We start from the raw sequence: 26,493 nt of genomic DNA, 5'->3' as shown, positions 1-26,493 counted from the left end.
AGGAATTTAATACATTAAAAGAGAAAAAATGAAGGAGCAGGGATGATGAAATGATGAAGAAATTAAAATCCTATGACTTTACCTTATTGTTTGCCCCCCTTGCATTGGTAGCCTTTGGGACAGTCATGATTTACAGCGCAAGTATGGTTTATGCACCAGTAAGGTATGGGGTGAGCAGTGATTTTTTCCTGATTAAGCAGCTCCAATGGGTGGTCATAGGTCTGATCCTTATGCTGTTTGTATCGATCGTGCCTTACCGTCACTGGCAGAGACTTGCTAAATTAAGTGTTTTACTGATGGTTATTCTTCTTGCAGGGTTATTTCTGTTTGGGGAGAATATTAACCATGCAACTTCATGGTACGATTTGAAATTTATGAAGTTCCAACCCTCGGAATTTGTGAAAATAGGGTTAATCATTTATTTATCAGCTGTTTATGCAAAGAAACAGCAGTATATTGGTAATTTTAACAAGGCCGTTCTGCCTCCATTAATTCTGACAAGCTTTATTCTTGGGCTGATTGTTCTGCAGCCAGATATAGGATCAGCAGCTGTTATTGGATTTATTGCCAGTATCATTATCATGTGCTCCGGCATTCGATGGAAACACATCCTGCTGCTCGTTACCGTTACGGTGGCGATTGTTGTAATTGGGGGCAGCCAAATGGTGACTCCCGAGAGACTGGAAAGGTTTACTGGCGCCTATCAGCCCTTTCAATCACCTGATTCGCAAGGCTATCATTTAATTCAGTCCTATGTAGCGATTGGAACAGGCGGGTTATTCGGCGAAGGCATTGGCCAGGGCGTTCAAAAACTGGGCTACCTTCCTGAACCGCATACCGATTTTATTATGGCAGTCATAGCTGAGGAACTTGGTTTTGTAGGAGTTGCCATTACGGTAGGTTTGTTGGCACTGATTGTTCTTCGGGGACTGTATATATCGTGGAAATGTAAAGATGCGTTCGGTGCATTAATGGCACTTGGAATCTCTTCCATGATAGCCATTCAGGCTTTTATAAATTTAGGCGCCATGAGCGGTTTACTGCCCATTACAGGCGTTCCGCTTCCGTTTGTTAGTTATGGAGGATCCTCTCTTTTAATTATGATGATTTCAGTAGGGATCCTTAATAATATAGCAAGAAAAGTTAAATCTAGTGAACAAGAAAGCTATGAAACTGCAAAACCATCTAAGCAAGAGATGATGAATCAAGGAGTGAGGTCATGGCAGAATTGAAGAAGATTAACAAAGTATTAGTTGCCAATCGGGGCGAAATTGCTATCCGTGTTTTCCGTGCATGTACAGAGCTCAATATTCGAACTGTGGCCGTTTATTCAAATGAGGACACTGGTTCTTATCATCGCTATAAAGCAGATGAGGCCTATTTAATTGGGGAAGGTAAGAAACCGATCGACGCTTACCTCGATATTGAAGGTATGATCGAGACGGCTAAAAGTGTTGGTGTAGACGCTATTCATCCTGGTTATGGTTTTTTGTCAGAGAATATTAACTTTGCAAGACGGTGTGAGGAAGAAGGAATTATCTTTATCGGCCCTACAAGTGAACATTTAAATATGTTCGGAGATAAAGTGAAAGCTCGGGATCAAGCTGTGAAAGCAGATATCCCTGTTATTCCTGGGAGCAGCGGTCCTGTAAGCGGCCTTGAGGATTTGCGGGCATTTGGTAATGATCATGGTTATCCATTAATGATTAAAGCTTCGATGGGCGGCGGCGGCCGCGGAATGAGAATCGTTCGAAGTTCTGAAAATCTTGAAGAAGCTTACGACCGGGCAAGATCAGAATCGAAGGCTGCCTTTGGGAGTGATGAAGTCTATGTAGAAAAGCTTATCGAAGAGCCTAAACATATCGAAGTTCAAATTCTTGGAGATTTTGATGGAAATATAGTGCACCTGTACGAACGTGACTGTTCCGTTCAAAGACGGCACCAAAAAGTTGTCGAGGTCGCACCAAGTGTTTCTTTGGATGAATCCTTGAGAGCAAGAATATGTGATGCTGCAGTTAAACTGATGAAGAATGTAGACTACGTAAATGCTGGAACGGTGGAATTCCTAGTTACTGGAGAGGATTATTTCTTTATTGAAGTAAACCCTCGTGTTCAGGTAGAGCATACCATCACTGAAATGATTACGGGTGTAGATATTGTCCAGACTCAAATTCTTATTGCAGAAGGGCACGGATTACATAGTGACAAGGTAACAATCCCCCCACAAGAGGAAATCCGCACCCATGGATATGCCATTCAATCAAGGGTAACAACGGAAGATCCGCTTAATAATTTCATGCCTGATACAGGTAAGATTATGGCATACCGTACGGGCGGTGGTTTTGGGGTTAGGCTCGATGCGGGTAATGGCTTTCAAGGTGCTGTCATATCCCCATTTTATGATTCACTTCTTGTGAAACTTTCTACTTGGGCTCTAAGCTTTGATCAGGCGGCACACAAAATGGTGAGGAATTTAAAAGAATTTCGAATCAGAGGTATTAAAACCAACATCCCCTTCTTGGAAAATGTTATTCATCACAAAAGCTTTCTTTCAGGGGAATATAACACGACCTTTATAGATCGTTCTCCGGAGCTTTTCGTGTTTCCAAAACGAAAAGATCGGGGCACAAAAATGTTAACGTATATTGCTGATCGAACCATAAATGGATTTGAAGGATACGGGAACCGGAAGAAACCAACCTATTCCAAACCGCGGATCCCTCATTTGAAACCTTTCGACCCCGTTCCAGAGGGGACTAAACAGATTCTGGACAGTAGAGGTCCAGAGGGTCTTGCTCAATGGCTTAAAGAGCAAAAAGAGGTCCTGCTGACAGATACAACTTTTCGTGATGCCCATCAATCCTTACTGGCCACTCGCGTACGCAGCAAAGATTTAGAAAATATTGCTGAACCTACGGCAAGGTTACTCCCTGAGTTATTTTCAATGGAAATGTGGGGCGGCGCTACATATGATGTAGCTTACCGTTTTTTGAAAGAGGACCCATGGGAAAGACTTCTTAAATTAAGAGAAAAAGCGCCAAACGTCTTATTCCAAATGCTTCTCCGTGCTTCGAATGCTGTAGGATACAAAAACTATCCAGATAATCTGATCAAGGAATTCGTAGAGAAGAGCGCAGAAGCCGGGATCGATGTTTTCCGTATATTTGACAGTCTGAATTGGGTAGAAGGAATGAAACTTACTATTGATGCCGTACGACAGACAGAAAAGGTCGCAGAAGCAGCGGTGTGCTATACAGGTGATATTCTGGACTCATCACGTCCTAAATATGACCTGGCTTATTACAAAAAAACAGCGAAAGAACTACAAAATGCTGGAGCTCACATCTTAGGAATTAAGGATATGGCTGGACTTCTTAAGCCTGAAGCTGCCTATCAATTAATTTCCACATTGAAGGATTCCATTGATATACCTATTCACTTGCATACCCACGATACAAGCGGAAATGGTATTTACACTTACGCAAGAGCCATAGAAGCAGGTGTGGATGTCGTTGACGTTGCGACTGGAGCGATGGCAGGGTTGACCTCTCAGCCGAGTGCCAATAGTCTGTATTATGCTTTAGAGGGTAATGAACGCCAACCCGGCATTGACGTTAAAGCATATGAACAGTTAAATCACTACTGGGAGGATACTCGTAAATATTATCAGGATTTTGAAAGCGGTATGATGGCCCCGCATACAGAAGTATACGAACATGAGATGCCTGGCGGACAATATAGTAATCTACAGCAGCAGGCAAAAGCAGTAGGTCTTAGCAGCCGCTGGGATGAAGTTAAAAAAATGTACAGGCGAGTCAATGATATGTTTGGAGATATTGTGAAAGTCACACCTTCTTCAAAAGTAGTCGGTGATATGGCATTATTCATGGTGCAAAATGAACTCAGTGAGGATGAAGTCTATGAAAATGGCGATTCGCTGGCTTTCCCTGATAGCGTTGTGGAATTTTTCCAAGGCTCTTTGGGACAGCCTTATGGAGGGTTTCCTTCAGAATTACAGCGAATAATCCTTAAAGGACGTGAACCGATTGACACGCGTCCAGGAGAACGTTTAGACCCTGTAGACTTTCAGGATTTAAAAGAAACGCTGTTTCACAAGCTGGATCGTCAGGTGACAAGTTTTGATATGATCAGCTTTGCTCTTTATCCGAAAGTCTTTATGGATTACGAAGGCTTTACGGAACAATATGGTGATATGTCTGTTTTAGATACGCCGACTTTTTTTTACGGCATGAGGCTTGGGGAAGAAATCGAAGTCGAAATCGAACAAGGGAAAACTTTAATTGTTAAACTAGTCTCTATTGGAGAAGCTCAGGCAGATGGAATGCGGACTTTATACTTCGAGCTGAACGGCCAGCCGCGGGAAGTACTGATTAGAGATGAAAATGTAAAATCAACGGTTGAAGAACGCCCTAAAGCTGATAAGTCGAATGAGAAGCATATTGGGGCAAGTATGCCGGGGACTGTTATTAAATTGCTTTCTGAAAAAGGAGAGAAGGTTAAGAAAGGCGACCACCTTATGATTACAGAAGCAATGAAAATGGAAACCACGGTCCAGGCTCCATTTGATGGGGAAATTAAGAATATATTTGTAACGAATAATGATCCTATATACGTAGGGGATTTATTAATCGAGTTTGAATAGATATAAAATTCTCGAACTCTGGCAACGCTGTACCTGCCAGGGTTCTTTTTTACTGTTTAGAAATTTAGTAAGGATCTTGTCCGAAACCTTCGTCAATGGGAGGGCGGGTTAAATACAACCGAGTCAGAATAAGCGTAGAATTCAAAAAAAGGGAAGGCGTGCACATTTGGCTTAGATAAGTTAATATAAATGAGTGTTATAAAGAAACGTGGAAAATCGTGGGCAGCGGATGGTTTGAAATTATCGTAAATGCCGTTAAATGAGGTTTTTAATCGTTGAAATAGTATGAACTGGAGGTTCACAAAATTGTCACAAATAAATAAAAATATCCTGTTTAAATAGATAGAAAAAAGATTACATGATACAATTATTTTGATGTTTCCTGTGAACTGTCACACCATTACAGTGAATAAGGAAATGCTTCCAAGAGACTTTTGTAAAATTTCTGCAAAAAATATTTTACAAATTGTGTCAGGGAGTTAGAAGGAGGAAGGAATTATGATGGACAATCCAAGAACAGTCGAAACCGCTTCTTCCCAGTTGATCAGTAAGCCGGATGTCCGTGAATCTTCATTGTTAGCAGATATTAAAAGTCTAATTAAAGTAGGAATCATAAACTCTAATTTAATTACAGCGTTTGCGGGTTTTTGGCTGGCGCTTTATTTTACAGGCTCGTCTTTCTTCGATTATTGGGCGACCTTTTTGCTGACAATGGCCGGAACCGCGACCGTCATTGCTGGAGGATGTATAATAAATAATTGGTATGATCGTGATATTGATCCGATCATGACTCGTACAAGGAAGAGACCGACAGTTACAGGAACTATACCCTTGCCGGTCATCAAGTACTCAGGTATTGCTTTATCAGCTTTAGGGGCTGTACTCTTGCTGTTTACTACATGGCAGGCTGCCGCATTTGGAGTGTTTGGATGGTTTGTGTATGTTGTACTTTACACGATGTGGTCAAAACGAAAATATACGATCAATACTGTTATCGGTAGTTTTTCCGGTGCAGTCCCTCCGTTAATTGGATGGGCAGCTGTTGAACCAAGTTTGAGATCAGAAGCTTTTATACTCTTTCTGATCATGTTTATTTGGCAGACTCCTCATTTTCTCGCATTAGCGATGAAAAAAAGAGATGAATATAAAGAAGCAGGTATTCCTATGCTTCCTGTAGTACATGGATTTAAAATGACGAAACGGCAAATCGTTGTGTATGTAGCTTGTTTACTACCATTACCGATTTATTTAGCTAGTTTGGGCAAAGTGTTTCTGATCGTCGCCTTCTTATTATCCTTTGGCTGGTTAATATTAGGGCTTGCAGGTTTCTTTATGAAAAATGATTATAAGTGGGCAACATGGATGTTTGTTTATTCTCTGAACTATATGACCATCATATTCTTAGCGATGGTGCTTGTTACCTTGCCGTTTCCCTTTTAATGTAACTGGCCCGTAATCCTATGGGCCAGTTTCAAATATATAAAAAGGTTTTATACAAAGAGAAAGAGAGGTATCAAACATGAGAGGTTGGATGGGAAAATTTCGTTCTCTGTTCCTGTTTAGTGCACTAGCCCTGTTTTTATCTGGCTGTAGTGGTGTTGATAATGTAAGTGCGCTAAAACCTAAGGGATATAGTGCGGAGTTATTGTTTAATCTTATGATGATCAGTATTGCGATCATGTTATTTGTATTTATTATCGTAATGGTCATTTATGCTTTTGTGCTTGTCCGGTACCGTCAAAGAAAAGGTCAAGAGGACATGATTCCGAAGCAGACTGAAGGCAATAAAGCTCTTGAAGTTATTTGGACTGTTATTCCTATACTATTGCTGCTTGTTTTAGCTGTACCTACCGTACAAGCTACGTTTGATCTGGCTGATCGTTCTAAACAAGATGATAAAGGGACACTGACAGTTGAAGTGACAGGAAATCAATACTGGTGGCACTTCAATTATGCCGACCAGGAAATTGCTACAAGTGAGGATTTATATATTCCCACGGGTGAGCGAGTATACTTAAATATGAAATCCAGCGATGTTATTCACTCCTTCTGGCTGCCTTCAATCGCAGGCAAGATGGATACCAATCCTGGAGAAAACATGAACACGATGTACTTAGAAGCTTATGATGAAGGAGTTTACACCGGCCATTGTGCTGAGTTGTGCGGTCCTTCTCACTCTTTAATGGATTTCCGAGTTATTGCTGTTAGCCCTGAAGAGTTTAAGCAATGGAAAGAAGATATGAAAAACGTAGATCCAAAAGCAAAACCTGAGTCTACGTCTGCTCAGGAAGGGCAGGAGTTATTCAATAAGAACTGTATGAGCTGTCATGCTATTGGGAATGCAGCTGCAGGAGTAGGACCTAACTTAACCAACTACGGAAACCGTACTAAGATTGCTGGGATCTTAGAGCCGACGAAAGAAAATCTCGTCGATTGGATTACTAACAACAATGAAATTAAACCAGGTAATAAGATGCCTATGAACTTGGTTTCTAAAGAGGAAGCAGGTAAAATTGCAGATTATTTACTGCAAATGAAAGATACTGAAATTACTCCTGAATCTGCTGGAGGAAGCGACAACAAATAAAAAAGAGGTTTTTGAAAAGGGAGGTTAAAGCGTGAGTACTGCAGTAGCACAAAAGCGTGGTCTCGGTGCCGCGATGTGGGATTACTTAACAACAGTGGATCATAAAAAGATTGCACATCTTTATTTGGCCGCTGGCGGTTTCTTTTTCCTTATTGGTGGATTAGAAGCTATGATCATTCGTATTCAGCTAATCAAGCCTGATAACAATTTTATCGCTGCTGGATTGTATAATGAAATGTTAACAATGCACGGTACAACTATGATATTTCTGGCTGCCATGCCGATTATATTTGCTTTAATGAATGCAGCTGTACCATTGCAAATTGGGGCGCGTGACGTTGCGTTTCCCTATCTGAACTCCTTAGGTTTCTGGCTTTTCTTTTTCGGAGGAGTTTTACTTAATATTTCCTGGTTCACTGGTGGAGCACCTGATGCCGGCTGGACCAATTACGCACCGCTGTCTACTACGTCTCCTGGACATGGAGTGGACTACTATACAATGGGTCTTCAGATTGCCGGTGCCGGTACATTGATTGGCGGAATTAACTTTCTGGTTACTATTGTCAATATGAGAGCGCCAGGAATGAGTTACATGAGAATGCCATTGTTTACCTGGGCAAGCTTTGTAACAAGTACACTTATTTTGTTTGCTTTTCCTGCGTTAACAGTTGGACTATTTCTTATGATGTTTGACCGTATGTTCGGTTCTGCATTCTTTGATGTAGCCCAGGGTGGGAATGTGATCATTTGGGAACATTTATTTTGGATTTTTGGACACCCTGAGGTTTATATATTAATCCTGCCTCTGTTTGGTGCATTTAGTGATATTTATTCTACCTTCTCAAGAAAACGCTTGTTTGGTTATTCTGCGATGGTTTTTGCAACCGTTTTAATTGGCTTTTTAGGCTTCATGGTATGGGCTCACCACATGTTCACTGTGGGGATGGGACCTGTTGCAAACTCGATCTTTGCTGTAGCCACAATGGCAATCGCTGTACCTACAGGTATTAAAATATTTAACTGGCTGTTTACCATGTGGGGCGGAAATATCAAAATGACGTCAGCTATGCTTTGGTCTGTTGCCTTTATTCCATCCTTTACCATTGGTGGGATGACCGGAGTAATGCTAGCCGCTGCTGCTGCCGATTACCAATATCACGATACGTACTTTGTAGTCGGGCACTTCCACTACGTTATTGTAGGTGGTGTAGTATTTGGAGCCTTTGCAGCGATTCATTATTGGTGGCCGAAAATGTTCGGTAAAGTACTTAATGAAAAACTTGGTAAATTAGCCTTCTGGCCGTTCTTTGTTGGTTTTCATTTAACATTCTTTATTCAGCATTTCCTAGGACTAATGGGTATGCCGCGCCGTTACTGGACGTATCATGAAGGATTAGGACTCGATACCGGGAACTTGATTAGTTCTATCGGAGCCTTCTTCATGTTTATTGGAACCTTAATATTCGTAATAAACGTCATTTACACTTCCGTAAAAGGAGAGAAAGTGGGAGGAGATCCATGGGATGGAAGAACGCTGGAATGGTCAATTCCGTCACCGCCTCCTCACTACAATTTTGCGCAGACTCCGCTTGTTCGGGGACTGGATCCTTTATGGATTGAAAAAACGGAAGGTAAGAAGGGAATGACACCTGCAGAACCCCTTGGGGACATTCATATGCCTAACGCATCCATTCTTCCGTTTACGACATCAATGGGGATATTCATTGCCGGGTTTGGTTTTATTTACCAAACGGAAAGTAAAAGCTATTTGACGCTTATTTTTGTCGGAATGGCAATTACACTCGGTTCGATGCTGACTCGATCTCTCAAGGATGATCTAGGTCATCACATCCCTAAAGAAGAGTTAAAGAAGGAGGCTGGCAGTGAATGAGTCATGAAGATGTTTTAAATCCTAAGGAAATGCCGCGCGAACCGGAAAAAGCCACCCTTGAAGGGAAAAATAAGTTCGTAGGCTTTTGGTTCTTTCTTGGCGGTGAAACCGTTCTATTTGCCAGTCTATTTGGTACTTATCTTGCATTAAATGACTCTACAGTTGGGGAGAATACTGCTGAGAACCTTTTTGGTCTTGATTTAGTATTCATCATGACTATGCTTCTCCTTACGAGTTCATTAACAAGTGTTTATGCTATTTACCATATGAAAAATAATGACTTCGGTAAAATGATGACATGGTTTGTTATAACCATAGTTCTTGGATTTGGTTTTCTGGGCTGTGAAATCTTTGAGTTCACTCACTACATTCATGAATACGAATTTACATTTCGTTCTTCAGCTTTTGGTTCTGCCTTCTATACATTAGTCGGCTTTCACGGAGGACACGTGCTCTTCGGTTTATCATGGATGCTTGCTTTAATCCTCCGCAACGCAAAACGGGGACTTAACCTGTACAATGCACCTAAGTTTTACATTGCCAGTTTGTATTGGCACTTCATTGATGTTGTATGGGTCTTTATCTTTACCGTTGTTTATTTAATGGGAAAGGCGGGTTAATCCATGGCACAAAATACCAAATCGACGCCAAGTCAGCGTATGCAGTTTGAAAAACAGAAGCATAAAGAGGAAATGATTCAGCAAGTGATTAGTTTTGCTTTAATGATTTTGTTTACCCTGGTTGCTTTTGGAATGGTGATCTTTGATGTTAATTCTTACTTCATTATTCCGACTCTACTGTTACTCGCTGTGGTGCAAGTGGTGTTCCAGTTATACTATTTCATGCATTTGAAAAACAAAGGTCATGATATGCCTATGTTAATGATTTACGGTGGGATTGCCGTAGGAACATTGACGATCATCACTTTCACTTCCATTATCTGGTGGTGATGCAAGGAAGGCCGGAAACTATTCCGGCCTTTTTTTACGTCAAGAGATATGGCTAAATTATGAACAATTGTTTTTTTACTAGAGTGGGCTCGTCTTTTTTCTTTGAATTAGTTAGAATGATAAGAGAGCATCCAATAAAATAGAGGTGACAACTATGTGGTTAGAGCTTCATATGTTTGGATTTCGTGCACTATGGAGTCCTTACTATTTCTTGTTTATCTTGTTACTTTCTGCTTTGTATTTTTATATCACCGGTCCTGGCCGAAAAACTGGAGAAGAAAAGCCTTCATTCTTTCAACAGCTGATGTTCTATCTAGGTATGCTTTTGCTGTACATTATCAAAGGTTCTCCTATCGATTTGGTTGGTCATATAATGTTTACCGCCCATATGACCCAAATGGCTTTATACTACCTGTTATTCCCTATTCTCGTGATTAAAGGAATACCAGGATGGATCTGGGAAAAAGTGTTTCATACCAAAGGGATTCGGACAGTGTTGATAATACTTACTAAGCCTTTAATTTCATTGTTGCTGTTCAATGGTTTGTTTTCTCTGTACCACATGCCAGTAGTCTTCGATTTTACAAAATCCAATGTTGTTGCTCATGCGGTGATTGGGACGATCATTTTATTCACTGCCTTTTGTATGTGGTGGGCCGTGTTTACGCCTCTGGAAGAGATGGATACTTTAAGTCCGCTGTTAAAGATTGGTTTTATATTTGCTAATGGTGTATTAATTACACCAGCTTGCGGATTAATTATATTTGCTCACAATCCTTTATATGAAACATACGCCTCTTCAGGTGCATGGATACAGGCAATGAGCCTTTGTGTACCGGCAGGAGTGTTGAGTAACCTCCCAAGCTCACTTAGTGGTCCCGGATTTTTTACAAACATGCCGCTAATTGAAGATCAGCAATTAGGCGGAGTAATTATGAAGATTTCACAGGAGATTATTTTTGGGTTTGTAATCGCTTATATTTTCTTCAGCTGGTTCAATAAAGAGAAAGATACGATTGATCCTCTGCCAAGTCACATTCCTAGTGAATCGTAATTGGCAGAAGGGAAGTCTTTTAGTATTAAGACTTCTCTTTTTATTTCGGTGCTTTAAGCTCAACTGGGCGGAAAGCAGACTTTACATGCAGACGACTGCAAATTAGAAATTACAAAAAGAGAATGATTTTTTGAAATGAGGTGGGAATATGCCATTGTTACCAACCATCAGCACTAGTTTTATTGTTTTAAGTGCTGTCCTTATAGCCATCGGATGGAGTTTAATTATAAACAATAAGCCAACTGCCCATAAGAGAGTGATGATTTGTGCAGCAATTAGCGCTTTACTTTTCTTTATTATTTATTTAAGCAGGACGATCTTTGTAGGAAATACAAGCTTTGGAGGACCGGATGACATTAAAGTTTATTACACCATCTTCTTGATTTTTCATATTTTCCTTGCTACAGTCGGAGGGATATTCGGAATTATAACGCTCCGCTTAGCGTTGAAGAGAAAGATTTCCAAGCATAGAAAAGTGGGTCCGGTTACAAGTATAATCTGGTTTTTCACTGCGGTCACTGGAATCGCTGTATACTTACTTTTATATGTGTTCTATGATGGTGGAAAAACCACTAGCATGATTAAAGCCATTTTAGGCACTTGAATTGAAGATTTGAAAGCAGCGGATGGATATTCCTTTCTGCTGCTTTTTTTTGAGAGAATTGTTTATACTAATATTATAAAAGGTATATAATTGTCGACAACGCATTTAAGTTAACCTGGAGGAGGTGTACGGCTGATGAACACGAAATCAGACCGCATTCATTTTATACCTATTAACGTTGAATTAGCTCAAATGCTTATGAAAAATCCTTTGGCATTTTACTATAAATACCATCTGCCCTGGAATAAAAATTGGCCTCACTATGGTTTGAAAGCGCTTTTACCCCTTTATGTGGAAAATTTGGAAAAGAATAACCTGCAGCTTGGGTTTGGTCCTTGGGTGATGATGGATAATGGAAGAGAACACGTGATAGGGGATATTGGATTCAACGGTACCCCGGATGATGAGGGGATAGTTGAAATTGGATACCATGTAGTAGCTTCCGAGCGTAATCAAGGCTACGCATCAGAGGCTGTAGAGAAAATGTGCACATGGGCGTTTTCACACCCTGAAGTTACTGGTGTGGAGGCACAGTGCGATAAGGATAACATTGCCTCTCAAAAAGTTCTGATTAATAATGGGTTTTACCATACGGGAAGACATCGGGAGATTCTCGTTTTCAAAAAAGAAAAAAGTGCACATGAGAATCGAAAAAAACGAACTAGAAAAGAAAATTAAGAAAGTGATTTTCATTTTAAAACCATTGGACTGCTGATTAGTTTTTTAAAAATGAAAATGAGAAAAAATGGGGATGAAATAGAGGGAGGTGGTTATTTTTATGATTCGTACGAAAGAGGAATTTCTACAATTAGTGAATATAGACGAAGATATGATGCATCTATTAAAAACAGTGAAATCCTTACATCTCCCTGACTGGTGGGTGTGCGCGGGATTTGTCCGCTCAAAGATTTGGGACTACCAGCATGGGTTCAAGGAAAAATCTAAACTGCCTGATGTAGATGTCATTTATTTCCATAAGTCAATGGATAAGGAATCGGAAGATGTTCGAATAGAAGAACACCTGAAATCCCTTCATCCTGACGTACCTTGGTCAGTTAAAAATCAGGCAAGGATGCATCTTAAGAATGGGTTTACACCTTATCAATCTTCTTATGATGCTATTTCGAAATTCCCTGAAACTGCCACTTCTCTCGGACTTTCACTTGATAAGAAAGATAATCTAGTCCTCGCTGCCCCACACGGGTTGGAAGATGCAATACATATGGAAGTTAGACCTACGCCGTATTTTAAGCACACCCACAGAATACATATCTATACGAACAGAGTGAAAAAGAAAAATTGGCAGGACCATTGGCATAATCTTACTATTTATATGCCGTAATGGAGAAATTCTATTTTGTCGGTAGTTTCGTAATCGCCGCAACAAAAAGTATAAGGTGAACACTTTAAGTTAGGATAGAACGGTAGCTGCGATATAAAAAATGCCCGAACCAAGTTAATTTAATGGTTCGGGCATTTAATTTATTAAAATCCTCTTTACCTGTTAAATTTTAAAATTCCATTTAATAATCCCTGCCTCTTTTGCAGAGTTGAATGCGATTACGACAAGAGGTCCAAGGATAAAGCCGACTAAACCTACAAGCTGAAGTCCTAAGTACATGGCAATTAAAGTGGCCAGAGGTGACAGTCCAATGTGCCTGCCCATTACTTTAGGCTCAACCGTGCGTCGGATTGCCAACAAGACAATGGCTAAGATGCCAAGCTTTACCCCTGTAGCAAGGTCACCAGTAATTAACATATAAACAGACCATGGCCCTAAAATTACGATAGAACCTATAATCGGAATAAAGTCAATAATCCAAATGACGAGGGACATAATGATCGCTACTTCGGGTTCAATCCAAAGCAAGCCGATTAACGATACAAAAAAGATAAGAATACTGACTAGAAACTGGGCTTTTAAGAACCCAAACACTACGTAACCAAGGCGAGCGTTCATAAACTTCACTTTTTCTGAGGTAGCTTCTGTGAAGTTCTGATGCATTTTATTGCGGAGTCTGGGAAGTTCCAGCATAAATAGAAATAAGGCAATTAAATAAACGAGAAAGCTCACTAAATACTGAGGAATCTTAGTGGCCACAGCTGCAATATTTGCTAATTGGAGCTTTTCTGAAATGGCCGCTGTCGTTTTGTCTACAGCACCGCTCATTTCATTAGTTACCTTGTCCACAAATTCTCTCGGCATATTTTGCGCGAAACTGTTCATATTATGCTGCCAGTCAATCACAACGCCATTAATCTGATTTACATATAGCGGGGCATTATCTGCTAATTGAACCAGTTGAGTAACGATCCTGGTTATAGCATAAGTGCCTAATAAACTTAATAAGATCAAGAATAATAAGAACACTATAGTGACAGACATTTTTCTATTAATACGGAATCGAAACTGCATCCAGCGTACAGCTGGGTTCAGAAAAAGAGCCGTTACAAAAGCCACTATCAAAGGCACAGAGACTGGAAGGATAAAGTAAGCAGCCACGATAAAGATAAGAGCTAACGTTAATAAAATCCATTGTCGTTTAGTCAAATAACGGAACAATTTATGTAAAGGTCTCCTTTCCAAAATAACTTTTCATTCAAAATATAGCAAATTCCTGGAATCTTGAACAGAAAAGAAGGTCGATGTTTGTCGAAGTATAGTTAAAAAAAGCCGCTCATCATACAGCATGATGTGCGACTAAGGGTCTGCCTGTCAGATCATAAGGATAATGTTTAATGAAAAAGATTTCTTTTTACGTCTGTTATTTATCACGTCTCCAGTGAGAATCTTTTCCTATTTCCTGTACTTTGTTTAGGACTTCTTCATTTCCTTGTTCTTTAGCCCAAGCCATTAGCTTTTCAAGTACTACATGATCTGGAACTTCTGTCACGTATTGAAGAGCAAGCTCTTGAACTTTGCTGACTTTATTTTTTGCTTTTTCTATGAGGCTGTCGGAAAATCCTTCTTCTTCACCATATTCTACTCCGTGTGGATAATAGTGGCGTCCAAGTAACGGCTCCATTAATTGAATGGAAGCATGTCCTGAATCCACATCACCTTCAATAGCATAGCCTTGAATACGGATGTAATAAGTAATGTTCTTCTCTGGCGCATTCAATTTGTAATCGTAGGTCACTCGCTCGTAATCCCAAGAGCCGCCTAAAATAAATCCATTGCTTTCCATGAATTGGGTTAACGGTTTTAAGTCGATAACTAATCCTTCAATTCCCGTATTTTTAAGTCTCATTTTTCCACCTCACAAAGTTGGTATGTATCTAACTTAATATTAATATGAAAAAAGCGAACTTGCAATTGCATCACTGCCCTATTTCATACGGTACTCATTAGTCACTTAATTATACTATAAAAGAGTTCTGCTTGCATGTAATAAATTTAATAATACGGGGACACTATATATTGAAATTCGATTACTTAAGGAGGAGCTATATGAAGACTGTAAAAGATATCATGACAAGTGATGTTTCTGTCTGTCATACGGATGACACCCTTTATGATGCAGCGCGTATCATGAAGCAAAAAAATATCGGAGCCGTTCCAGTTTGTGATACCGAAGGAAACTTAATGGGTATGGTAACTGACCGGGACTTAGTATTGCGCGGCTATGCAGATAAGAAAGCAGAGACTACGCCGATTCAGCAGGTAATGAGTGATCATTTGTACCACGTTGCGAAAGATGCAACGCTGGAAGAAGCAAGTAAGCAAATGGCACAGCACCAAATCCGCAGGCTTCCTGTTGTGGAGAATGGTAAATTGACAGGGATTATTTCTTTAGGCGATTTGTCTATCGATGCCAAATCTGATCATGCTGCAGGCGTAGCTTTGCAGGATATTTCCGAACGACCTGAACTTCATTAAGTAATTCGATGTGCGGCTTGCTGATTATAGCAGGCCGCTTATCTTATGAATGGATTACTTCTGAAAAATTCATCATTTAGTAATTTTAGTCCAACCCTTCGAAATTTATGGTTTTATGTTATTTTATTCATAGAGAAGTTTATCTGAACTATAATTGGTATTAGAGTGATAATACGAGGAGTTTTACGAAATGAAGAAGTTTTTCCTAGTGGTATTTGTTTTTCTTATTGGGGGAGCAATACTCATGGCTCTACCGGAAAATAATGAGCCCGACGAGACTGATAACGATACCAATGCAGTCACCTATTCAGATCAGACGACCCCTCAGAGAGAGTCATCTTCGAAAGTAGCGAGCGGTTCATTTTTTCAATGGATGGGGGCTTCTTCAGAGGAACTAATCGGAGAGTTTGGGGAACCAGTCCGAATTGAAAAAAGCGGCTACGGCTATGAGTGGTGGACCTTCAATCAAGGTGAAAATGAGTATAATCAATTTGGTATTAAAGATGGTACCGTGGTAACCGGTATAACTTTCAGTACTCAAGATAAAGATCCTCCATTTAATATTGGAGATCCTTATGCCAAACTCCAAAAACAATTTTCATTTAAAAAGGAATTCAGCCTCTCGAGTGAAGGAGATTATAAACTGGAGCTAAACGCAAATGATGTAAAAGCTCGCCCGCTTATTTCACTGAACGATCATTGGACAGCGCAATTATATTTTGATACTTTCACTAATCAGTTAATAGCGGTCAGGGTTTTGCGCAATGATATTCTTTTAAAGCTTCAGCCTTATAAAATTGTTTACAGAGGCCAGCTGCCACAATCCGAGAATCTTTCCAATGAAGAATGGGATCAAATAGAAGATGGTATGGAACGACAGGTCTTTTCGATGACAAACTTTATAAGAAGAGAGCATAATGCAGGTAACCTGACATTGCTTCCTAAGGCATCCCAGGTGGCTTTTCTCCATAGTCAGGACATGGAGACTCGTCAGTACTTTTCTCATGTCTCACCTGATGGAAACGGTCTGAAAGAAAGGTTGCAAAACGGTCAGGTCAATTACGTGATGGCGGGGGAGAATATTGCTTCCCAGTATGTCGATGCAGCAGCAGCTATCCACGGCTGGCTGAACAGCTCTGGTCATAGAAAGACGATGCTTGAGAAGAAATATACCCACATCGGAGTGGGTGTGTATCACCGCTATTATACACAGGATTATGTCACACTTCCATGAACGTGGGCACTTCTTCTGCATAGGCTATAGAGTAGTTCTAATAGTGAGGTGTGACCAACATGAATACTGATGCATTACACCCTAGTGTGAAAAAGTTTAAAGAATTTGTAGACGATAATCCAAGGGTTAAGGAGCAATTACGGAAAAATCACAGCTACATCCAGAGTTATTATGAAAAATGGATGATTCTTGGAGAAGATGACCCATTTTGGGATTCCCTGCCTAAAGTGAGAAAAGGCGGCCAGAATAACAAGAAGGACTGGATGAAACAGCTGGGAGAACTTATGCAGGATGTGAATTGGGAGGAAGTCTCCAAACATATTGAGGAGCTGAATGGAGCAATCGGGCAGATTCAGCAATTAATCACCAACGTTAAACAGGAAAGCAATGTAAAGCGCAGACAAATTGAGTACCCCTATTATTAATGCTTGACTAGCTGCAGTAGTATCTTTGTAGTTGAATCCTCGATCATACAATACTCCGCTTAGAAGAAGTGAAGCTAAATAGAGGTTTAGGAAATCTTCTGCGGCCCCGCATGATATGGCGGGGCTGTCTTATGTTAATGTACCCGTTCAAGCAAGAGAAATGGCAGTAAATCTCCCCTATCCAAAAAAAGAAACCCCAGTAAAAGGAAATCCTGATTTCATTCTGTCTTAGTATTTGATATGATAAAGGTGGAGGTGGACAGCAATTATGCTAGCTACAATAGAAATTGTCGATTTGCTTGACCGTTCAGAATTAATAGGTCAAATGGTGATGGAATCAGAGACAATGGTTCATTATCAACAGTCGAAACTCGAACTTGAAGAAGACCAGGATGCCCAAATTTTAATAAAGAAATTTCAAGATATAAAAGAACATTACGAGGATGTACAAAGATTTGGACGCTACCATCCCGATTATAACAACATTATGAAACGCGTCCGCAGTGTGAAACGGGAGATGGACATGCATGAAAAGGTCGCCCAGTATAAGAAGGCTGAACGAGAAGTACAGAAGCTGCTGGATGAAATTAGCCAGAGTGTAGCCTTCAGTGTGAGTGACCAAATTAAAGTTCCAAGGAATGGCATGGCATTAACAGACTCAGGCTGCGGATGTGGAAGCGGCGGCGGATGCGGCTGCGCATCATAACTAAGGATTCGTAAATCGAATGCAGTCGTCACATAGATTTCCACAGCAGAACATCTTTCTTTGCGGCACTAAAAAACGTATCCTGTAAACATATTCTGCCTGATTCTTACGCACAAAACTCATCGTAAGAGTCAGGCTTTTCCCTTTCATTCCCTTTGCAGCGGCACGTTTAATTTCGTTTTCTATGACCTCCCTCGGATTCTCTGGGTTGGGCAGGACGTACAAAAATGGAAGACCTGCATAAGTTTTAAAACGAACTTCTTTCAAGTAGTCTGACTCAATGAGCTGTTTCTGGAATATTTGAAATGCTCGTTCGTGATCTGTTAATATTGTCATCCTCTCACACCTTTCATCATCCATGCAGGATTGCCCTAAAGGGTTGGATTTGATAAAATAACTACAAATACTTTATAAAGTAGGGAGTAGCCATGAGAACGAAACGGCAAGGTATGGTTGTCTATTTTCAACACATGAAGAATATTAGACAAATTAAAAAGCATGGACACTTAATTCACGCCTCGAAGAAGCTGAAATATGCTCTTGTTTATGTAGATCAAGAAGAACTTGAAGAAAAAATGGAAAAGCTGGAGCGTTTACCATTTGTTTCCCGAGTTATTCCTTCGCTTAAACCTGAGGTGCGGACAGAGTATGAAAATGCTAAACCTGATAAAGCAAAACAGTATGATTACAAAATGGGGATTTAAACAATTGGCGTTCGTGACCTTCACGAACGCTTTTTTAATGGATAGTGGATGGGTTCATTTCATTAACAAATAAGTATCCAGTGTCAGTGTCAGCTTATTATATTAATACAATTAGAAATTAGGATAGCGGCGGAAGGAATTTATTTGTTCTTAGAATGCCAATTAAATGCTGATAAAACAAATCTATTTCTGGAAATAGGTTGGATGGTTTTATCGTGAATTCTGCGATTTTCTTATCTGCTCGCTCTGTCATTTCTTTGAATAATTGATATCTCTGATTTGGTGTTTCGTGCGGGTTCGGAATACCTTCTCTGCAAATATAAATCGGCTGGAATTTATCTTCTAATGCTGGATGCATGACGAGGGCAAAAGAAGCGGCTGACTTCCCGTTTTTTTCGCAATAAAAGGCAATAGCATGCTGGATCCTTCCTGGCATTCGATTACCTAATTCAATTAACTCATATAAATCGGAGTATCCTTCTCCGAGTTCAATAAATTTCTGCATCATTTTGGATCTTCCTTTCTATCTTACCTCCATTTACTTTAGCATGGATTGGTATGGCTGGGGAAGGTGCATTCGATTTTCACTCAGGGACATTTTTACATAAAAAAATAGGGCTGTCCATATGAACAGCCCTGCTTTTTTGAATCAGTTATGAGACAAAAAAGTAAAGGGAGAGGAGAAACCGGAGGAAGAACTTATGGGGATTTAAGTCTTCTCCGTTTTCAGAAGCAGTAATCTGCTTCACAAGCTAGTATGACCGCGTAATGAACGGTTTATTCAATTCAAGTAAAGAATTTTCCTTTTTTCTTGATTTTAAAAGTGGATATTGTTTTGAATTACAAAATGCTAATTCGAAATTAAGTCTTGAAGTTAAGTGCAGGATTGTGTAAGACTTCATTTCGAGACATTTGTTGAGATTGCAGGGGCTGCGGGGAACGACTCGCTTTCCGCGGGCGGGCGATGCAGCTGGGCAATTTATTTCCCCGACCTCGACTCACTGTTAACCGTTTCGGAAATCGTTTATATCTTCTAGATGTCTCAAAACTGAGTCTTCCAGATATGGGAATAAGAAATTACATTAGATCTAAACCTAATCATTGAGTAACCAAAATTCCTATTAAATGACAAAACTTACGTTTAAGAGGGGGAATTTCCTGCTCCCGCAATTTTATGGTAGGATTATGGAGAACGCTGTCAAAAGAGGTGTATAAGTCATGAGAGTCATTGCAGGAGAACATAAAGGAAGGCAGTTAAAATCTGTCCCTACCCATAAAACACGACCCACCACAGATAAAGTGAAAGAATCAGTTTTTCACATGATCGGCCCCTTCTTTGAAGGCGGATCAGCTCTTGATCTTTTTGCCGGAAGCGGTGGATTAGGCTTGGAAGCGTTAAGCCGTGGTATAGATACCTGTGTATTTGTCGATCAACAGCAAAAAGCTATTCAGACCATCTATGAAAATTTAGAGATTCTGGATTTAAAAGAGCGGTGCGAGGTTTTTAAAACAGATGCCTGGCGTGCTATAAAAGCAGCAAGCAAACGTGGGTTATCGTTTGATTTGATTTTCCTCGATCCACCTTATAAAAAGTTTTCCTATAAAGAATTAATGGAAAAACTGTTAGATAGCCAGCTGTTAGCTGAAGGTGGTGTCATTGTGTGTGAACATGATGCGAGTGAGGAAATTCTTGATGCAGCAGGGCGTCTGCAATTGGTGAAATCAGAAAGATATGGAAGCAACATTGGAGTATCGATTTATAGTGAAGGAGCGTTAACATGACACGTTTAGCAATTTGCCCAGGAAGTTTTGATCCAGTTACATATGGTCATTTGGATATTATTCAACGTGGGGCGAAAGTTTTTGACCACCTTATCGTGGCCGTTTTTAATAATCAGAGCAAGGCGCCTTTATTTGATGTAAATGAAAGAGTGCGACTCATTAAAGAAGTGACTGCAGATATGGAGAATGTATCCGTAGATTCTTGCAGTGGTTTATTAATGGATTATGCGGAAGAGAAGAATGCTCAAGCGATTATTCGAGGCTTGAGAGCTGTCAGCGACTTTGAATATGAAATGCAGATTACTTCTATGAATCGCAAGTTAAATGAAAAGATTGAAACGTTTTTTATGATGACCAATAATCAATATTCTTTCTTAAGTTCGAGTATAGTTAAAGAGGTAGCGAAGTATCGGGCGAATATTTCAGATTTAGTCCCTCCTTCAGTAGAAGAAGCCTTAAAGGAAAAATATCAGTAATTCAGCCGCTGCAGGGGTATCTGCAGCGGCTGTTAATTTTCAATCGTTCTTCTCTTCCATTTGAGTAAAGTCATCAGCCCGATCGTTATGATCGTTAACAAAGGACCGTAAACTTGAAACTCCTGAAAGATCGGAAAAGTAAAGGGCTGTGGAGGTGTCGTACTGGGAAGTGTGGTGGTTTGTAATGCATGAGATGGACCGTAAAAATGGTAGAGAATAACCATAAGCATTGCGGCAATTGCACCATGAGCGAGGCGGGCAAACGCATAAGGTTTGAAGCGAATATCAGAATCAGCCAGGATACTGGCGATTTGCGCCTGGATCGATAATCCATGAAATCCAAGAATAAAGCTGACGAGAATAAGCTGAGCGAGCAAGCTGTTATTTGTGGAGGTTACGGCACCAATTCCAGTTGTCATTTCAAGCAGTCCTGCTATAAGTGGAATGTGGAAGCTTGCTGGTAAAGCAGTGAACTGGAGCCAGTACGTAAATAGATGAATGGCTCCCGTCTGCTTTATTAGTTCAGTAATTACGGAAAAGAGCATGATAAATCCGCCTACCATTAGTAAAGTATCCACGGATTTTATTACGGAGTCCCCCATTAGCCTACCTATGGTTCGTCCATCTTTTAACCGGGAAGAATGCATCGTTTCAAAGACCCTCCGCAACGAAGCTGGAGGAGCCTCTTCGCTTACTTTGTCTTCTTTTCGTTTATAAAACCTCATAAGTACCCCGATAATAAAATTCCCTCCGTAGTGAGAAAGGGCAAGCAGCAGACCAAGTGAAGAATTGTGAAAAAAACCTACGGCAACCGCCCCAAATAAAAAGAGTGGACTGGAAGCATTGGTGAATGCCACTAGTCTTTCGGCTTCAATCCGGGTAACTTGTCCGCTCTTCCTTAAATCAACTGTCCATTTTGCTCCAGAGGGATAACCGCTGGCCATGCCCATTACCCATACAAACCCCCCTGCTCCGGGGACATTAAATAATGGCCGCATTACTCTTTCACACAACGCACCCAGTCCATGTACCACTCCAAATCCAATCAGCAGCTCAGCTGTAATGAAAAAGGGGAGTAAAGCAGGAAATACAATCTCCCACCAGAGATTTAAGCCTCTTAAACTGGCTGTTAACGCTTCTTTTGGAAAGAAAATAAGTGCAAATGTCAGTCCCAGTGATAATGTTGTGAGAAATAAGGTTTTTAATCTGGCAATGATAAGCCCCTTCTTTCCATTTACAGTTTTCTGTACTTCTAAAATCATCCATAGTAGAATGAAAATATATTTGGACCACTCACCGATTGTGCGTATCTCTATTTCAATATGTACGCTCATATGTGGTTGATTTATGCCATAAAATAAGTGCAAAGATGAGACGTCAAGGAGAGATGATAGGTGGACCGTCCTAAGATTGGATTAGCCCTTGGTTCCGGGGGAGCTCGCGGATTTTCTCATTTAGGTGTCTTGAAAGTTCTTCACGATCACGGGATTCCTGTGGACTTGATTGCCGGGAGCAGCATGGGAGCTTTAGTCGGTTCTTTTTTTGCTGCTGGACAGACTATTGATAATTTATACAAATTAGCCTTCACCTTTAAGCGGAAGTATTATCTTGATTTTACTGTTCCCAAAATGGGGTTTATTCAGGGGCGCAGAATAAAGGAATATATCCGTTTATTTACATTTGGTAAAACGATTGATCAATTTAATTTGCCTATGTCAATCATAGCGACAGATCTTTATGCTGGAGAGAAAAAGATTTTCACTGATGGACCTGCTAGTGAAGCGGTCCGTGCCAGTATTGGGATTCCAGGAATTTTCGTGCCTGAAAGGATTAACGATCGTTTGTATATTGATGGAGGGGTAATGGATCGTGTCCCTGTTTCTGTAGTGAAGAGTATGGGGGCAGATATCGTAATCGCTGTAGATTGTGCCCATTTCGAAGCGGACCCTAATATCACTTCCATTTATGATGTCATCATTCAAAGCATTGATATTATGCAGGATGAATTAGTAACAGCTATGGGTGTTTCCTCTGACGCGGATGTTATGATCAGACCGGATGTTTCTAAATATAGTTCGCGGTCTTTTACCAACATACAGGAAATTGTCACGGCAGGAGAAACAGCCGCAGCGTCACAAATTAAACAAATACAGCAAAGGATGGCAGATTGGAAGGAGTCTTAAGTTATGAAAGGGAATAGAGGAATAGTTATTACCGGGATTATTGCAATCCTGATCGTGGCCTTTTTAGGGGCGTATCGTCTCCCTTATTACGTTTATAAACCTGGAAGTGCAGATGCCCTCAATCCAATAGTTGAAGTAGCGGACGGGTATAAAAGTAAAGGAGATATGCATTTAGTCACAGTGAGAGGTGGCCGGGCAACTCCCATACAATGGATTATCGCAAAAATTCGTCCCTACCATGAAATTTACCCGTTAGATCAAATTCGCCCGAAAGGCATCTCTGAGGATGAATACTTTCAAGCTCAGCTGCAAATGATGGAGTCTTCGCAAGAGGCAGCAAAGGTCGTCGCTTATAAAGCAGCGGATAAAAAAGTAGACATTAATTATGACGGGGTATTTGTCGTTCAAACTCTTAAAGGGATGCCGGCTGAAAAGAAGCTAAAGACGGGGGATCAAATCACCAAAATTGATGGTAAAAAGATTAAAGAATCAAGTGATCTTATAGATTATGTGGATGGTTTAAAAGAAGGTGATGAAGTCTCTCTTACGATAAAACGTAAAGACGATATATTAACGAAAGATGTAAAGCTCGCTCCATTTCCTAGTGATCCTGATCGGGTTGGCGTGGGGATTTCCCTCGTTACTGATCGTTCAGTGGATGTAGACCCGGAAGTTAAGGTCAAGAGTGGAGAAATCGGCGGACCTAGCGCAGGGCTGATGTTTTCCTTGGAAATGTATGACCAATTAACGAAAGCAGATTTAACGAAAGGCTATCAAATCTGCGGTACGGGTGAAATCAGTTATGATGGAAAGGTAGGCAGAATTGGCGGTATTGACAAAAAAGTAGTGGCAGCGGATAAAGCCGGGTGTAAAATATTCTTTGCTCCAAATGAAGAAGGAGCGAAGGATTCTAATTATCAAGTGGCGAAGAAAACTGCTAAAGATATTGGAACGGATATGAAAGTAGTGCCTGTAGACACATTTGAAGACGCTTTGAATTATTTAAAGAAATTAAAAGCTGCATCCTAAGTAAAAGCCCATCAGCGTTTTAGCTGATGGGCTTTATTAGTCCTGGACCACAAGAGGAGCATGATATTCTCCCTGCAGCGCTTCCACTCTTCTTTCAGCATTTAAAATACTATAATAGGCGATCGATGCTTTTTCCTCGAGATCAAGCATCGGGTGATCCAAGTGCTGAGGCTGAGTGACCAGAGGAATACGCATTTGTTTCTTTATCTGATTTAAATAAGCCTGACCTGTATGGTTCATTCCGAGTAATCTTACATAAGGTGGAATAGGTTCATCCAGCATTACACGGGCTTCTTCTTTTGTCGTTCCAATAAGGATATGAGCGAGTGTCCGCTGTAATCTAGTCCACGTATATCTTTTAGTTTTTAAACGTTCCATAAAATCAAGGAAGCTCACCGACCGTCGGATCGTACGTTTGATTCGGTATTCAAGTCCTTCATCGACTCCGTGAATTGCCCGTAAATCTGCTTCCTTTAGGGTGAGAATTTTATATTGCAGCAGCTGAAAATAATCTTCCCAGCTGTGCCACATCTTCATTTTCTCTTTATATTGAATAAGTTTATCTTGAGTAATAGATGGAATCGCGGAGGATATGTCATCCGTCAGCGAAGATTGTAGAAGGAGTTCTTTACGAATGCTTGTAGCACTGGCAATACTGCCTCTGATGGTTTCCTCATGAAACTGATTGCTTGTCCTCTGTATCGTAAGCGGCTGAACTAATCGGGAAAGATTGAGAATTTGTTTTACATAACTGTAGCCTAATATGTTATTGGGCATCGAGAGATCCATTTTCCCTTCAGTCAGGCCGATACTCTTGTAACCTAACCTTGATGCCTCAGGAAACGAATAGCCTCTGTTTAGGTATTGACGAACGGTATCATGATAGGCTGGTGCTTTGGCGTTATAAATTTCGTTCGCTTCGATAAAATCATCGATCGAACCATGTTCACTACCGAAACAAATTGAATCAACGCCAGTTTCAGCGAGAATATTTACTGCACCTTTACTGAAGTAGTCACTATGCTCCACGGCATAGATACAGGGAAGTTCCAGGACTAAATCAGCACCTGAGTGCAAGGCTGCTTCCGCTCTGTGCCATTTATCGATGATAGCAGGTTCGCCTCGCTGCAGGAAATTCCCGCTCATTACTGCAATCATACAATCAGCTTCTGATACTTGTCTGGACTGTTCCAAGTGATAACGGTGTCCATTGTGAAACGGGTTGTATTCTACAATTACTCCACAAGCCTTCATCGAAGATCTCACCTCACAGCTATATTTTTGTTCATATCTATTGAACGTGCGTTTTGTTTATTTTATCATGAAGAGGCGGAAAATTCGCTTGAAGCCAATAAATTTTGATATTTTTGGTAAAATAAACAAGAAAGATATTTTACAAGGGTGTAAAGAAAAAATGTTGACAAATGGGTAAAATCCTTTTACAATAACTCTTGTTGCCATGAGGTGATAACAATGAAATTTCCTCTACAAAAACTCAATCAAAGCGGCGATCAGCCCTTTATATTTGAAGATGATGTAGATATTCAAGAACTAGAGGATATGAACAATGACATTCGCAGGATAGATCCTGTTCATGTGAAGGGTCAAGCGAACCTTCACGGGGAAGAAGTCACGGTAAACTTTTCAATTGATGGTGAAATGATTTTACCTTGTGCTAGAACACTGGTTGATGTGAAATACCCTTTTCACATTGACGCGTTAGAAGTGTTTAGTTTATCTCCCTATGTTGAAGGGGAAGATGACTCGGAAGTTCATCCCGTTCGTGGAGAAATGCTTGACTTAACGCCTTATATCAAGGAAAATGTACTATTAGAGGTTCCGACCCGTGTGTTTTCAGAGAACGATAAGGCTCATGATCAAGCCCCCCAAGAAGGGAAGGGCTGGCAGGTAGTTTCCGAGGAAGAGCAAGGAAATAAAATCGATCCTCGAATGGCTAAGCTGCAATCATTATTGGATGATGAAGACAACAAATCAGAAAATCAGTGATGGTTTTCAAGTTGTAATAAAAGGAGGTGTACAACATGGCAGTACCTAAGCGTAAAACTTCTAAAAAAGTGAAGAACCAACGTCGTACTCACAAGAAATTGCATGTACCTGGAATGGTCCTATGTGAAAACTGTGGAGAGTACTCAAAACCACACCATGTTTGCAAATCTTGTGGACAGTATAATGGAAAGCAAGTAGTTGAACAGTAGTAATAGGAAAGAGCCTGATGTTTCAGGCTCTTTTTTTGTTGTCTGGAAAATTATATAATAAGAAAGCTTGTACTGGGTAGGCAGAATAAAGGGTTTACTATTTAATAAG

The 26,493-nt window shown here is 40.4% G+C and carries 28 protein-coding genes; 22 read left to right on the top strand and 6 right to left on the bottom strand.

The annotated features are described in order from the left end of the window. Positions 1-50 precede the first annotated feature (50 nt). The 11 genes from ftsW (at position 51) to Q7A53_RS17475 (ending at position 13,091) form a co-directional block, all read left to right on the top strand. Complete coding sequence (ftsW, locus tag Q7A53_RS17525) at positions 51-1,232, top strand: putative lipid II flippase FtsW (protein ID WP_411790488.1); 1,182 nt, start codon at positions 51-53, stop codon at positions 1,230-1,232. Continuing rightward, positions 1,220-4,663, top strand: coding sequence for a pyruvate carboxylase (gene pyc / locus Q7A53_RS17520; protein WP_411790487.1), 3,444 nt, complete (start codon positions 1,220-1,222; stop codon positions 4,661-4,663). Before ftsW ends, pyc begins: the two co-directional genes overlap by 13 nt. 501 nt (positions 4,664-5,164) lie before the next feature. After that, positions 5,165-6,103, top strand: a complete 939-nt coding sequence (gene cyoE / locus Q7A53_RS17515) for a heme o synthase (protein ID WP_411790530.1) — start codon at positions 5,165-5,167, stop codon at positions 6,101-6,103. Between the two features lie 79 nt (positions 6,104-6,182). Beyond that, positions 6,183-7,250, top strand: coding sequence for a cytochrome c oxidase subunit II (gene coxB, locus Q7A53_RS17510; RefSeq protein WP_411790486.1), 1,068 nt, complete (start codon positions 6,183-6,185; stop codon positions 7,248-7,250). A gap of 31 nt (positions 7,251-7,281) precedes the next feature. Then, complete coding sequence (ctaD, locus tag Q7A53_RS17505; protein ID WP_411790485.1) at positions 7,282-9,141, top strand: cytochrome c oxidase subunit I; 1,860 nt, start codon at positions 7,282-7,284, stop codon at positions 9,139-9,141. Continuing rightward, positions 9,138-9,761, top strand: coding sequence for a cytochrome c oxidase subunit 3 (locus Q7A53_RS17500; protein ID WP_411790484.1), 624 nt, complete (start codon positions 9,138-9,140; stop codon positions 9,759-9,761). Before ctaD ends, Q7A53_RS17500 begins: the two co-directional genes overlap by 4 nt. 3 nt (positions 9,762-9,764) lie before the next feature. Then, positions 9,765-10,091 carry a cytochrome c oxidase subunit IVB gene (gene ctaF, locus Q7A53_RS17495; protein WP_411790483.1) on the top strand — a complete coding sequence of 109 codons (327 nt, stop codon included), beginning with the start codon at positions 9,765-9,767 and terminating at the stop codon, positions 10,089-10,091. Positions 10,092-10,245: 154 nt separating this feature from the next. Further along, positions 10,246-11,145, top strand: a complete 900-nt coding sequence (gene ctaG / locus Q7A53_RS17490) for a cytochrome c oxidase assembly factor CtaG (RefSeq protein ID WP_411790482.1) — start codon at positions 10,246-10,248, stop codon at positions 11,143-11,145. Positions 11,146-11,293: 148 nt separating this feature from the next. Further along, positions 11,294-11,749, top strand: a complete 456-nt coding sequence (locus Q7A53_RS17485; protein ID WP_411790481.1) for a DUF420 domain-containing protein — start codon at positions 11,294-11,296, stop codon at positions 11,747-11,749. A gap of 135 nt (positions 11,750-11,884) precedes the next feature. Further along, positions 11,885-12,427 carry a GNAT family N-acetyltransferase gene (locus Q7A53_RS17480; protein ID WP_411790480.1) on the top strand — a complete coding sequence of 181 codons (543 nt, stop codon included), beginning with the start codon at positions 11,885-11,887 and terminating at the stop codon, positions 12,425-12,427. Positions 12,428-12,527: 100 nt separating this feature from the next. Next, positions 12,528-13,091 carry a nucleotidyltransferase family protein gene (locus Q7A53_RS17475; protein WP_411790479.1) on the top strand — a complete coding sequence of 188 codons (564 nt, stop codon included), beginning with the start codon at positions 12,528-12,530 and terminating at the stop codon, positions 13,089-13,091. 162 nt (positions 13,092-13,253) lie between these two features. On the opposite strand, the gene ytvI is transcribed toward Q7A53_RS17475, so the two are convergent. Both ytvI and Q7A53_RS17465 read right to left on the bottom strand, forming a co-directional pair. Beyond that, positions 13,254-14,312 carry a sporulation integral membrane protein YtvI gene (gene ytvI, locus Q7A53_RS17470; RefSeq protein ID WP_411790478.1) on the bottom strand — a complete coding sequence of 353 codons (1,059 nt, stop codon included), beginning with the start codon at positions 14,310-14,312 and terminating at the stop codon, positions 13,254-13,256. A gap of 202 nt (positions 14,313-14,514) precedes the next feature. Next, positions 14,515-15,000 carry a YugN family protein gene (locus tag Q7A53_RS17465; protein ID WP_411790477.1) on the bottom strand — a complete coding sequence of 162 codons (486 nt, stop codon included), beginning with the start codon at positions 14,998-15,000 and terminating at the stop codon, positions 14,515-14,517. A 200-nt stretch (positions 15,001-15,200) separates the two neighbouring features. Between Q7A53_RS17465 and Q7A53_RS17460 the strand changes: the two genes are divergently transcribed. From Q7A53_RS17460 to Q7A53_RS17445, 4 genes are all read left to right on the top strand, one after another. Then, the gene (locus tag Q7A53_RS17460) at positions 15,201-15,629 is read left to right on the top strand and encodes a CBS domain-containing protein (RefSeq protein WP_411790476.1); all 429 of its coding nucleotides are present in this window, start codon (positions 15,201-15,203) and stop codon (positions 15,627-15,629) included. A 190-nt stretch (positions 15,630-15,819) separates the two neighbouring features. After that, a complete protein-coding gene (locus Q7A53_RS17455) occupies positions 15,820-16,863 on the top strand; it encodes a CAP domain-containing protein (protein ID WP_411790475.1) in 1,044 nt (347 codons plus the stop codon). 59 nt (positions 16,864-16,922) lie between these two features. Further along, a complete protein-coding gene (gene ylbD, locus Q7A53_RS17450) occupies positions 16,923-17,288 on the top strand; it encodes a spore coat protein YlbD (RefSeq protein ID WP_411790474.1) in 366 nt (121 codons plus the stop codon). A 268-nt stretch (positions 17,289-17,556) separates the two neighbouring features. Continuing rightward, a complete protein-coding gene (locus Q7A53_RS17445) occupies positions 17,557-17,994 on the top strand; it encodes a YlbF/YmcA family competence regulator (protein ID WP_411790473.1) in 438 nt (145 codons plus the stop codon). Here Q7A53_RS17445 and Q7A53_RS17440 read toward each other — a convergent pair whose 3' ends face one another. Further along, positions 17,995-18,330 carry a hypothetical protein gene (locus Q7A53_RS17440; protein WP_411790472.1) on the bottom strand — a complete coding sequence of 112 codons (336 nt, stop codon included), beginning with the start codon at positions 18,328-18,330 and terminating at the stop codon, positions 17,995-17,997. It lies immediately after the preceding gene. Positions 18,331-18,422: 92 nt separating this feature from the next. On the opposite strand from Q7A53_RS17440, the gene Q7A53_RS17435 reads away from it, so the two are divergent. Continuing rightward, on the top strand, positions 18,423-18,698 hold the full coding sequence (locus Q7A53_RS17435) for a YlbG family protein (RefSeq protein ID WP_411790471.1): 276 nt from the start codon (positions 18,423-18,425) through the stop codon (positions 18,696-18,698). 118 nt (positions 18,699-18,816) lie between these two features. Here the strand turns inward: Q7A53_RS17435 and Q7A53_RS17430 are convergent, their stop codons facing one another. Continuing rightward, positions 18,817-19,206 (bottom strand): DUF7147 family protein, encoded by a 390-nt coding sequence (locus Q7A53_RS17430; protein ID WP_411790470.1) that lies wholly within the window; start codon positions 19,204-19,206, stop codon positions 18,817-18,819. A 710-nt stretch (positions 19,207-19,916) separates the two neighbouring features. Here Q7A53_RS17430 and rsmD point away from each other — a divergent pair. Together rsmD and coaD are read left to right on the top strand one after the other, a co-directional pair. After that, positions 19,917-20,480 (top strand): 16S rRNA (guanine(966)-N(2))-methyltransferase RsmD, encoded by a 564-nt coding sequence (gene rsmD / locus Q7A53_RS17425; RefSeq protein WP_411790469.1) that lies wholly within the window; start codon positions 19,917-19,919, stop codon positions 20,478-20,480. Then, the gene (gene coaD / locus Q7A53_RS17420; protein WP_411790468.1) at positions 20,477-20,956 is read left to right on the top strand and encodes a pantetheine-phosphate adenylyltransferase; all 480 of its coding nucleotides are present in this window, start codon (positions 20,477-20,479) and stop codon (positions 20,954-20,956) included. The genes rsmD and coaD overlap by 4 nt, the downstream gene beginning before the upstream one ends. 32 nt (positions 20,957-20,988) lie before the next feature. Here the strand turns inward: coaD and ylbJ are convergent, their stop codons facing one another. After that, a complete protein-coding gene (ylbJ, locus tag Q7A53_RS17415) occupies positions 20,989-22,290 on the bottom strand; it encodes a sporulation integral membrane protein YlbJ (RefSeq protein ID WP_411790467.1) in 1,302 nt (433 codons plus the stop codon). A gap of 60 nt (positions 22,291-22,350) precedes the next feature. Here ylbJ and Q7A53_RS17410 point away from each other — a divergent pair, with 60 nt between their 5' ends. Beyond that, positions 22,351-23,139: a patatin-like phospholipase family protein gene (locus Q7A53_RS17410; RefSeq protein WP_411790466.1), complete on the top strand. Its 789-nt coding sequence runs from the start codon at positions 22,351-22,353 to the stop codon at positions 23,137-23,139. Positions 23,140-23,142: 3 nt separating this feature from the next. Further along, positions 23,143-24,168 carry a SepM family pheromone-processing serine protease gene (locus Q7A53_RS17405; RefSeq protein ID WP_411790465.1) on the top strand — a complete coding sequence of 342 codons (1,026 nt, stop codon included), beginning with the start codon at positions 23,143-23,145 and terminating at the stop codon, positions 24,166-24,168. 36 nt (positions 24,169-24,204) lie between these two features. Here the strand turns inward: Q7A53_RS17405 and Q7A53_RS17400 are convergent, their stop codons facing one another. Beyond that, positions 24,205-25,422 carry a nucleotidyltransferase gene (locus tag Q7A53_RS17400; RefSeq protein ID WP_411790464.1) on the bottom strand — a complete coding sequence of 406 codons (1,218 nt, stop codon included), beginning with the start codon at positions 25,420-25,422 and terminating at the stop codon, positions 24,205-24,207. Between the two features lie 219 nt (positions 25,423-25,641). Here Q7A53_RS17400 and Q7A53_RS17395 point away from each other — a divergent pair, with 219 nt between their 5' ends. Both Q7A53_RS17395 and rpmF read left to right on the top strand, forming a co-directional pair. After that, positions 25,642-26,175, top strand: coding sequence for a YceD family protein (locus Q7A53_RS17395; RefSeq protein WP_411790463.1), 534 nt, complete (start codon positions 25,642-25,644; stop codon positions 26,173-26,175). Between the two features lie 35 nt (positions 26,176-26,210). After that, positions 26,211-26,384, top strand: a complete 174-nt coding sequence (gene rpmF, locus Q7A53_RS17390) for a 50S ribosomal protein L32 (protein WP_411790462.1) — start codon at positions 26,211-26,213, stop codon at positions 26,382-26,384. Positions 26,385-26,493: the final 109 nt, after the last annotated feature.

This window comes from Halobacillus rhizosphaerae (assembly GCF_046719735.1).
Taxonomy (GTDB): domain Bacteria; phylum Bacillota; class Bacilli; order Bacillales; family Halobacillaceae; genus Halobacillus_B; species Halobacillus_B rhizosphaerae.
The sequence above is the reverse complement of the archived record's forward strand: the minus strand, read 5'-3'. Positions and strand labels throughout refer to the sequence as shown.

What these genes read in the sequence shown, in the direction of transcription:
- Q7A53_RS17465 (WP_411790477.1), bottom strand. Translation starts at nt 15,000, where the DNA reads ATGAGACTTAAAAATACGGGAATTGAAGGATTAGTTATCGACTTAAAA.
- ctaF (WP_411790483.1), top strand. Translation starts at nt 9,765, where the DNA reads ATGGCACAAAATACCAAATCGACGCCAAGTCAGCGTATGCAGTTTGAA.
- Q7A53_RS17445 (WP_411790473.1), top strand. Translation starts at nt 17,557, where the DNA reads ATGCTAGCTACAATAGAAATTGTCGATTTGCTTGACCGTTCAGAATTA.
- Q7A53_RS17405 (WP_411790465.1), top strand. Translation starts at nt 23,143, where the DNA reads ATGAAAGGGAATAGAGGAATAGTTATTACCGGGATTATTGCAATCCTG.
- rpmF (WP_411790462.1), top strand. Translation starts at nt 26,211, where the DNA reads ATGGCAGTACCTAAGCGTAAAACTTCTAAAAAAGTGAAGAACCAACGT.
- ylbD (WP_411790474.1), top strand. Translation starts at nt 16,923, where the DNA reads ATGAATACTGATGCATTACACCCTAGTGTGAAAAAGTTTAAAGAATTT.
- coxB (WP_411790486.1), top strand. Translation starts at nt 6,183, where the DNA reads ATGAGAGGTTGGATGGGAAAATTTCGTTCTCTGTTCCTGTTTAGTGCA.
- rsmD (WP_411790469.1), top strand. Translation starts at nt 19,917, where the DNA reads ATGAGAGTCATTGCAGGAGAACATAAAGGAAGGCAGTTAAAATCTGTC.
- cyoE (WP_411790530.1), top strand. Translation starts at nt 5,165, where the DNA reads ATGGACAATCCAAGAACAGTCGAAACCGCTTCTTCCCAGTTGATCAGT.
- Q7A53_RS17455 (WP_411790475.1), top strand. Translation starts at nt 15,820, where the DNA reads ATGAAGAAGTTTTTCCTAGTGGTATTTGTTTTTCTTATTGGGGGAGCA.
- Q7A53_RS17485 (WP_411790481.1), top strand. Translation starts at nt 11,294, where the DNA reads ATGCCATTGTTACCAACCATCAGCACTAGTTTTATTGTTTTAAGTGCT.
- pyc (WP_411790487.1), top strand. Translation starts at nt 1,220, where the DNA reads ATGGCAGAATTGAAGAAGATTAACAAAGTATTAGTTGCCAATCGGGGC.
- Q7A53_RS17500 (WP_411790484.1), top strand. Translation starts at nt 9,138, where the DNA reads ATGAGTCATGAAGATGTTTTAAATCCTAAGGAAATGCCGCGCGAACCG.
- Q7A53_RS17435 (WP_411790471.1), top strand. Translation starts at nt 18,423, where the DNA reads ATGAGAACGAAACGGCAAGGTATGGTTGTCTATTTTCAACACATGAAG.
- coaD (WP_411790468.1), top strand. Translation starts at nt 20,477, where the DNA reads ATGACACGTTTAGCAATTTGCCCAGGAAGTTTTGATCCAGTTACATAT.
- Q7A53_RS17400 (WP_411790464.1), bottom strand. Translation starts at nt 25,422, where the DNA reads ATGAAGGCTTGTGGAGTAATTGTAGAATACAACCCGTTTCACAATGGA.
- ylbJ (WP_411790467.1), bottom strand. Translation starts at nt 22,290, where the DNA reads ATGAGCGTACATATTGAAATAGAGATACGCACAATCGGTGAGTGGTCC.
- ctaG (WP_411790482.1), top strand. Translation starts at nt 10,246, where the DNA reads ATGTGGTTAGAGCTTCATATGTTTGGATTTCGTGCACTATGGAGTCCT.
- Q7A53_RS17460 (WP_411790476.1), top strand. Translation starts at nt 15,201, where the DNA reads ATGAAGACTGTAAAAGATATCATGACAAGTGATGTTTCTGTCTGTCAT.
- ftsW (WP_411790488.1), top strand. Translation starts at nt 51, where the DNA reads ATGATGAAGAAATTAAAATCCTATGACTTTACCTTATTGTTTGCCCCC.
- Q7A53_RS17440 (WP_411790472.1), bottom strand. Translation starts at nt 18,330, where the DNA reads ATGACAATATTAACAGATCACGAACGAGCATTTCAAATATTCCAGAAA.
- Q7A53_RS17395 (WP_411790463.1), top strand. Translation starts at nt 25,642, where the DNA reads ATGAAATTTCCTCTACAAAAACTCAATCAAAGCGGCGATCAGCCCTTT.
- Q7A53_RS17430 (WP_411790470.1), bottom strand. Translation starts at nt 19,206, where the DNA reads ATGATGCAGAAATTTATTGAACTCGGAGAAGGATACTCCGATTTATAT.
- Q7A53_RS17480 (WP_411790480.1), top strand. Translation starts at nt 11,885, where the DNA reads ATGAACACGAAATCAGACCGCATTCATTTTATACCTATTAACGTTGAA.
- Q7A53_RS17475 (WP_411790479.1), top strand. Translation starts at nt 12,528, where the DNA reads ATGATTCGTACGAAAGAGGAATTTCTACAATTAGTGAATATAGACGAA.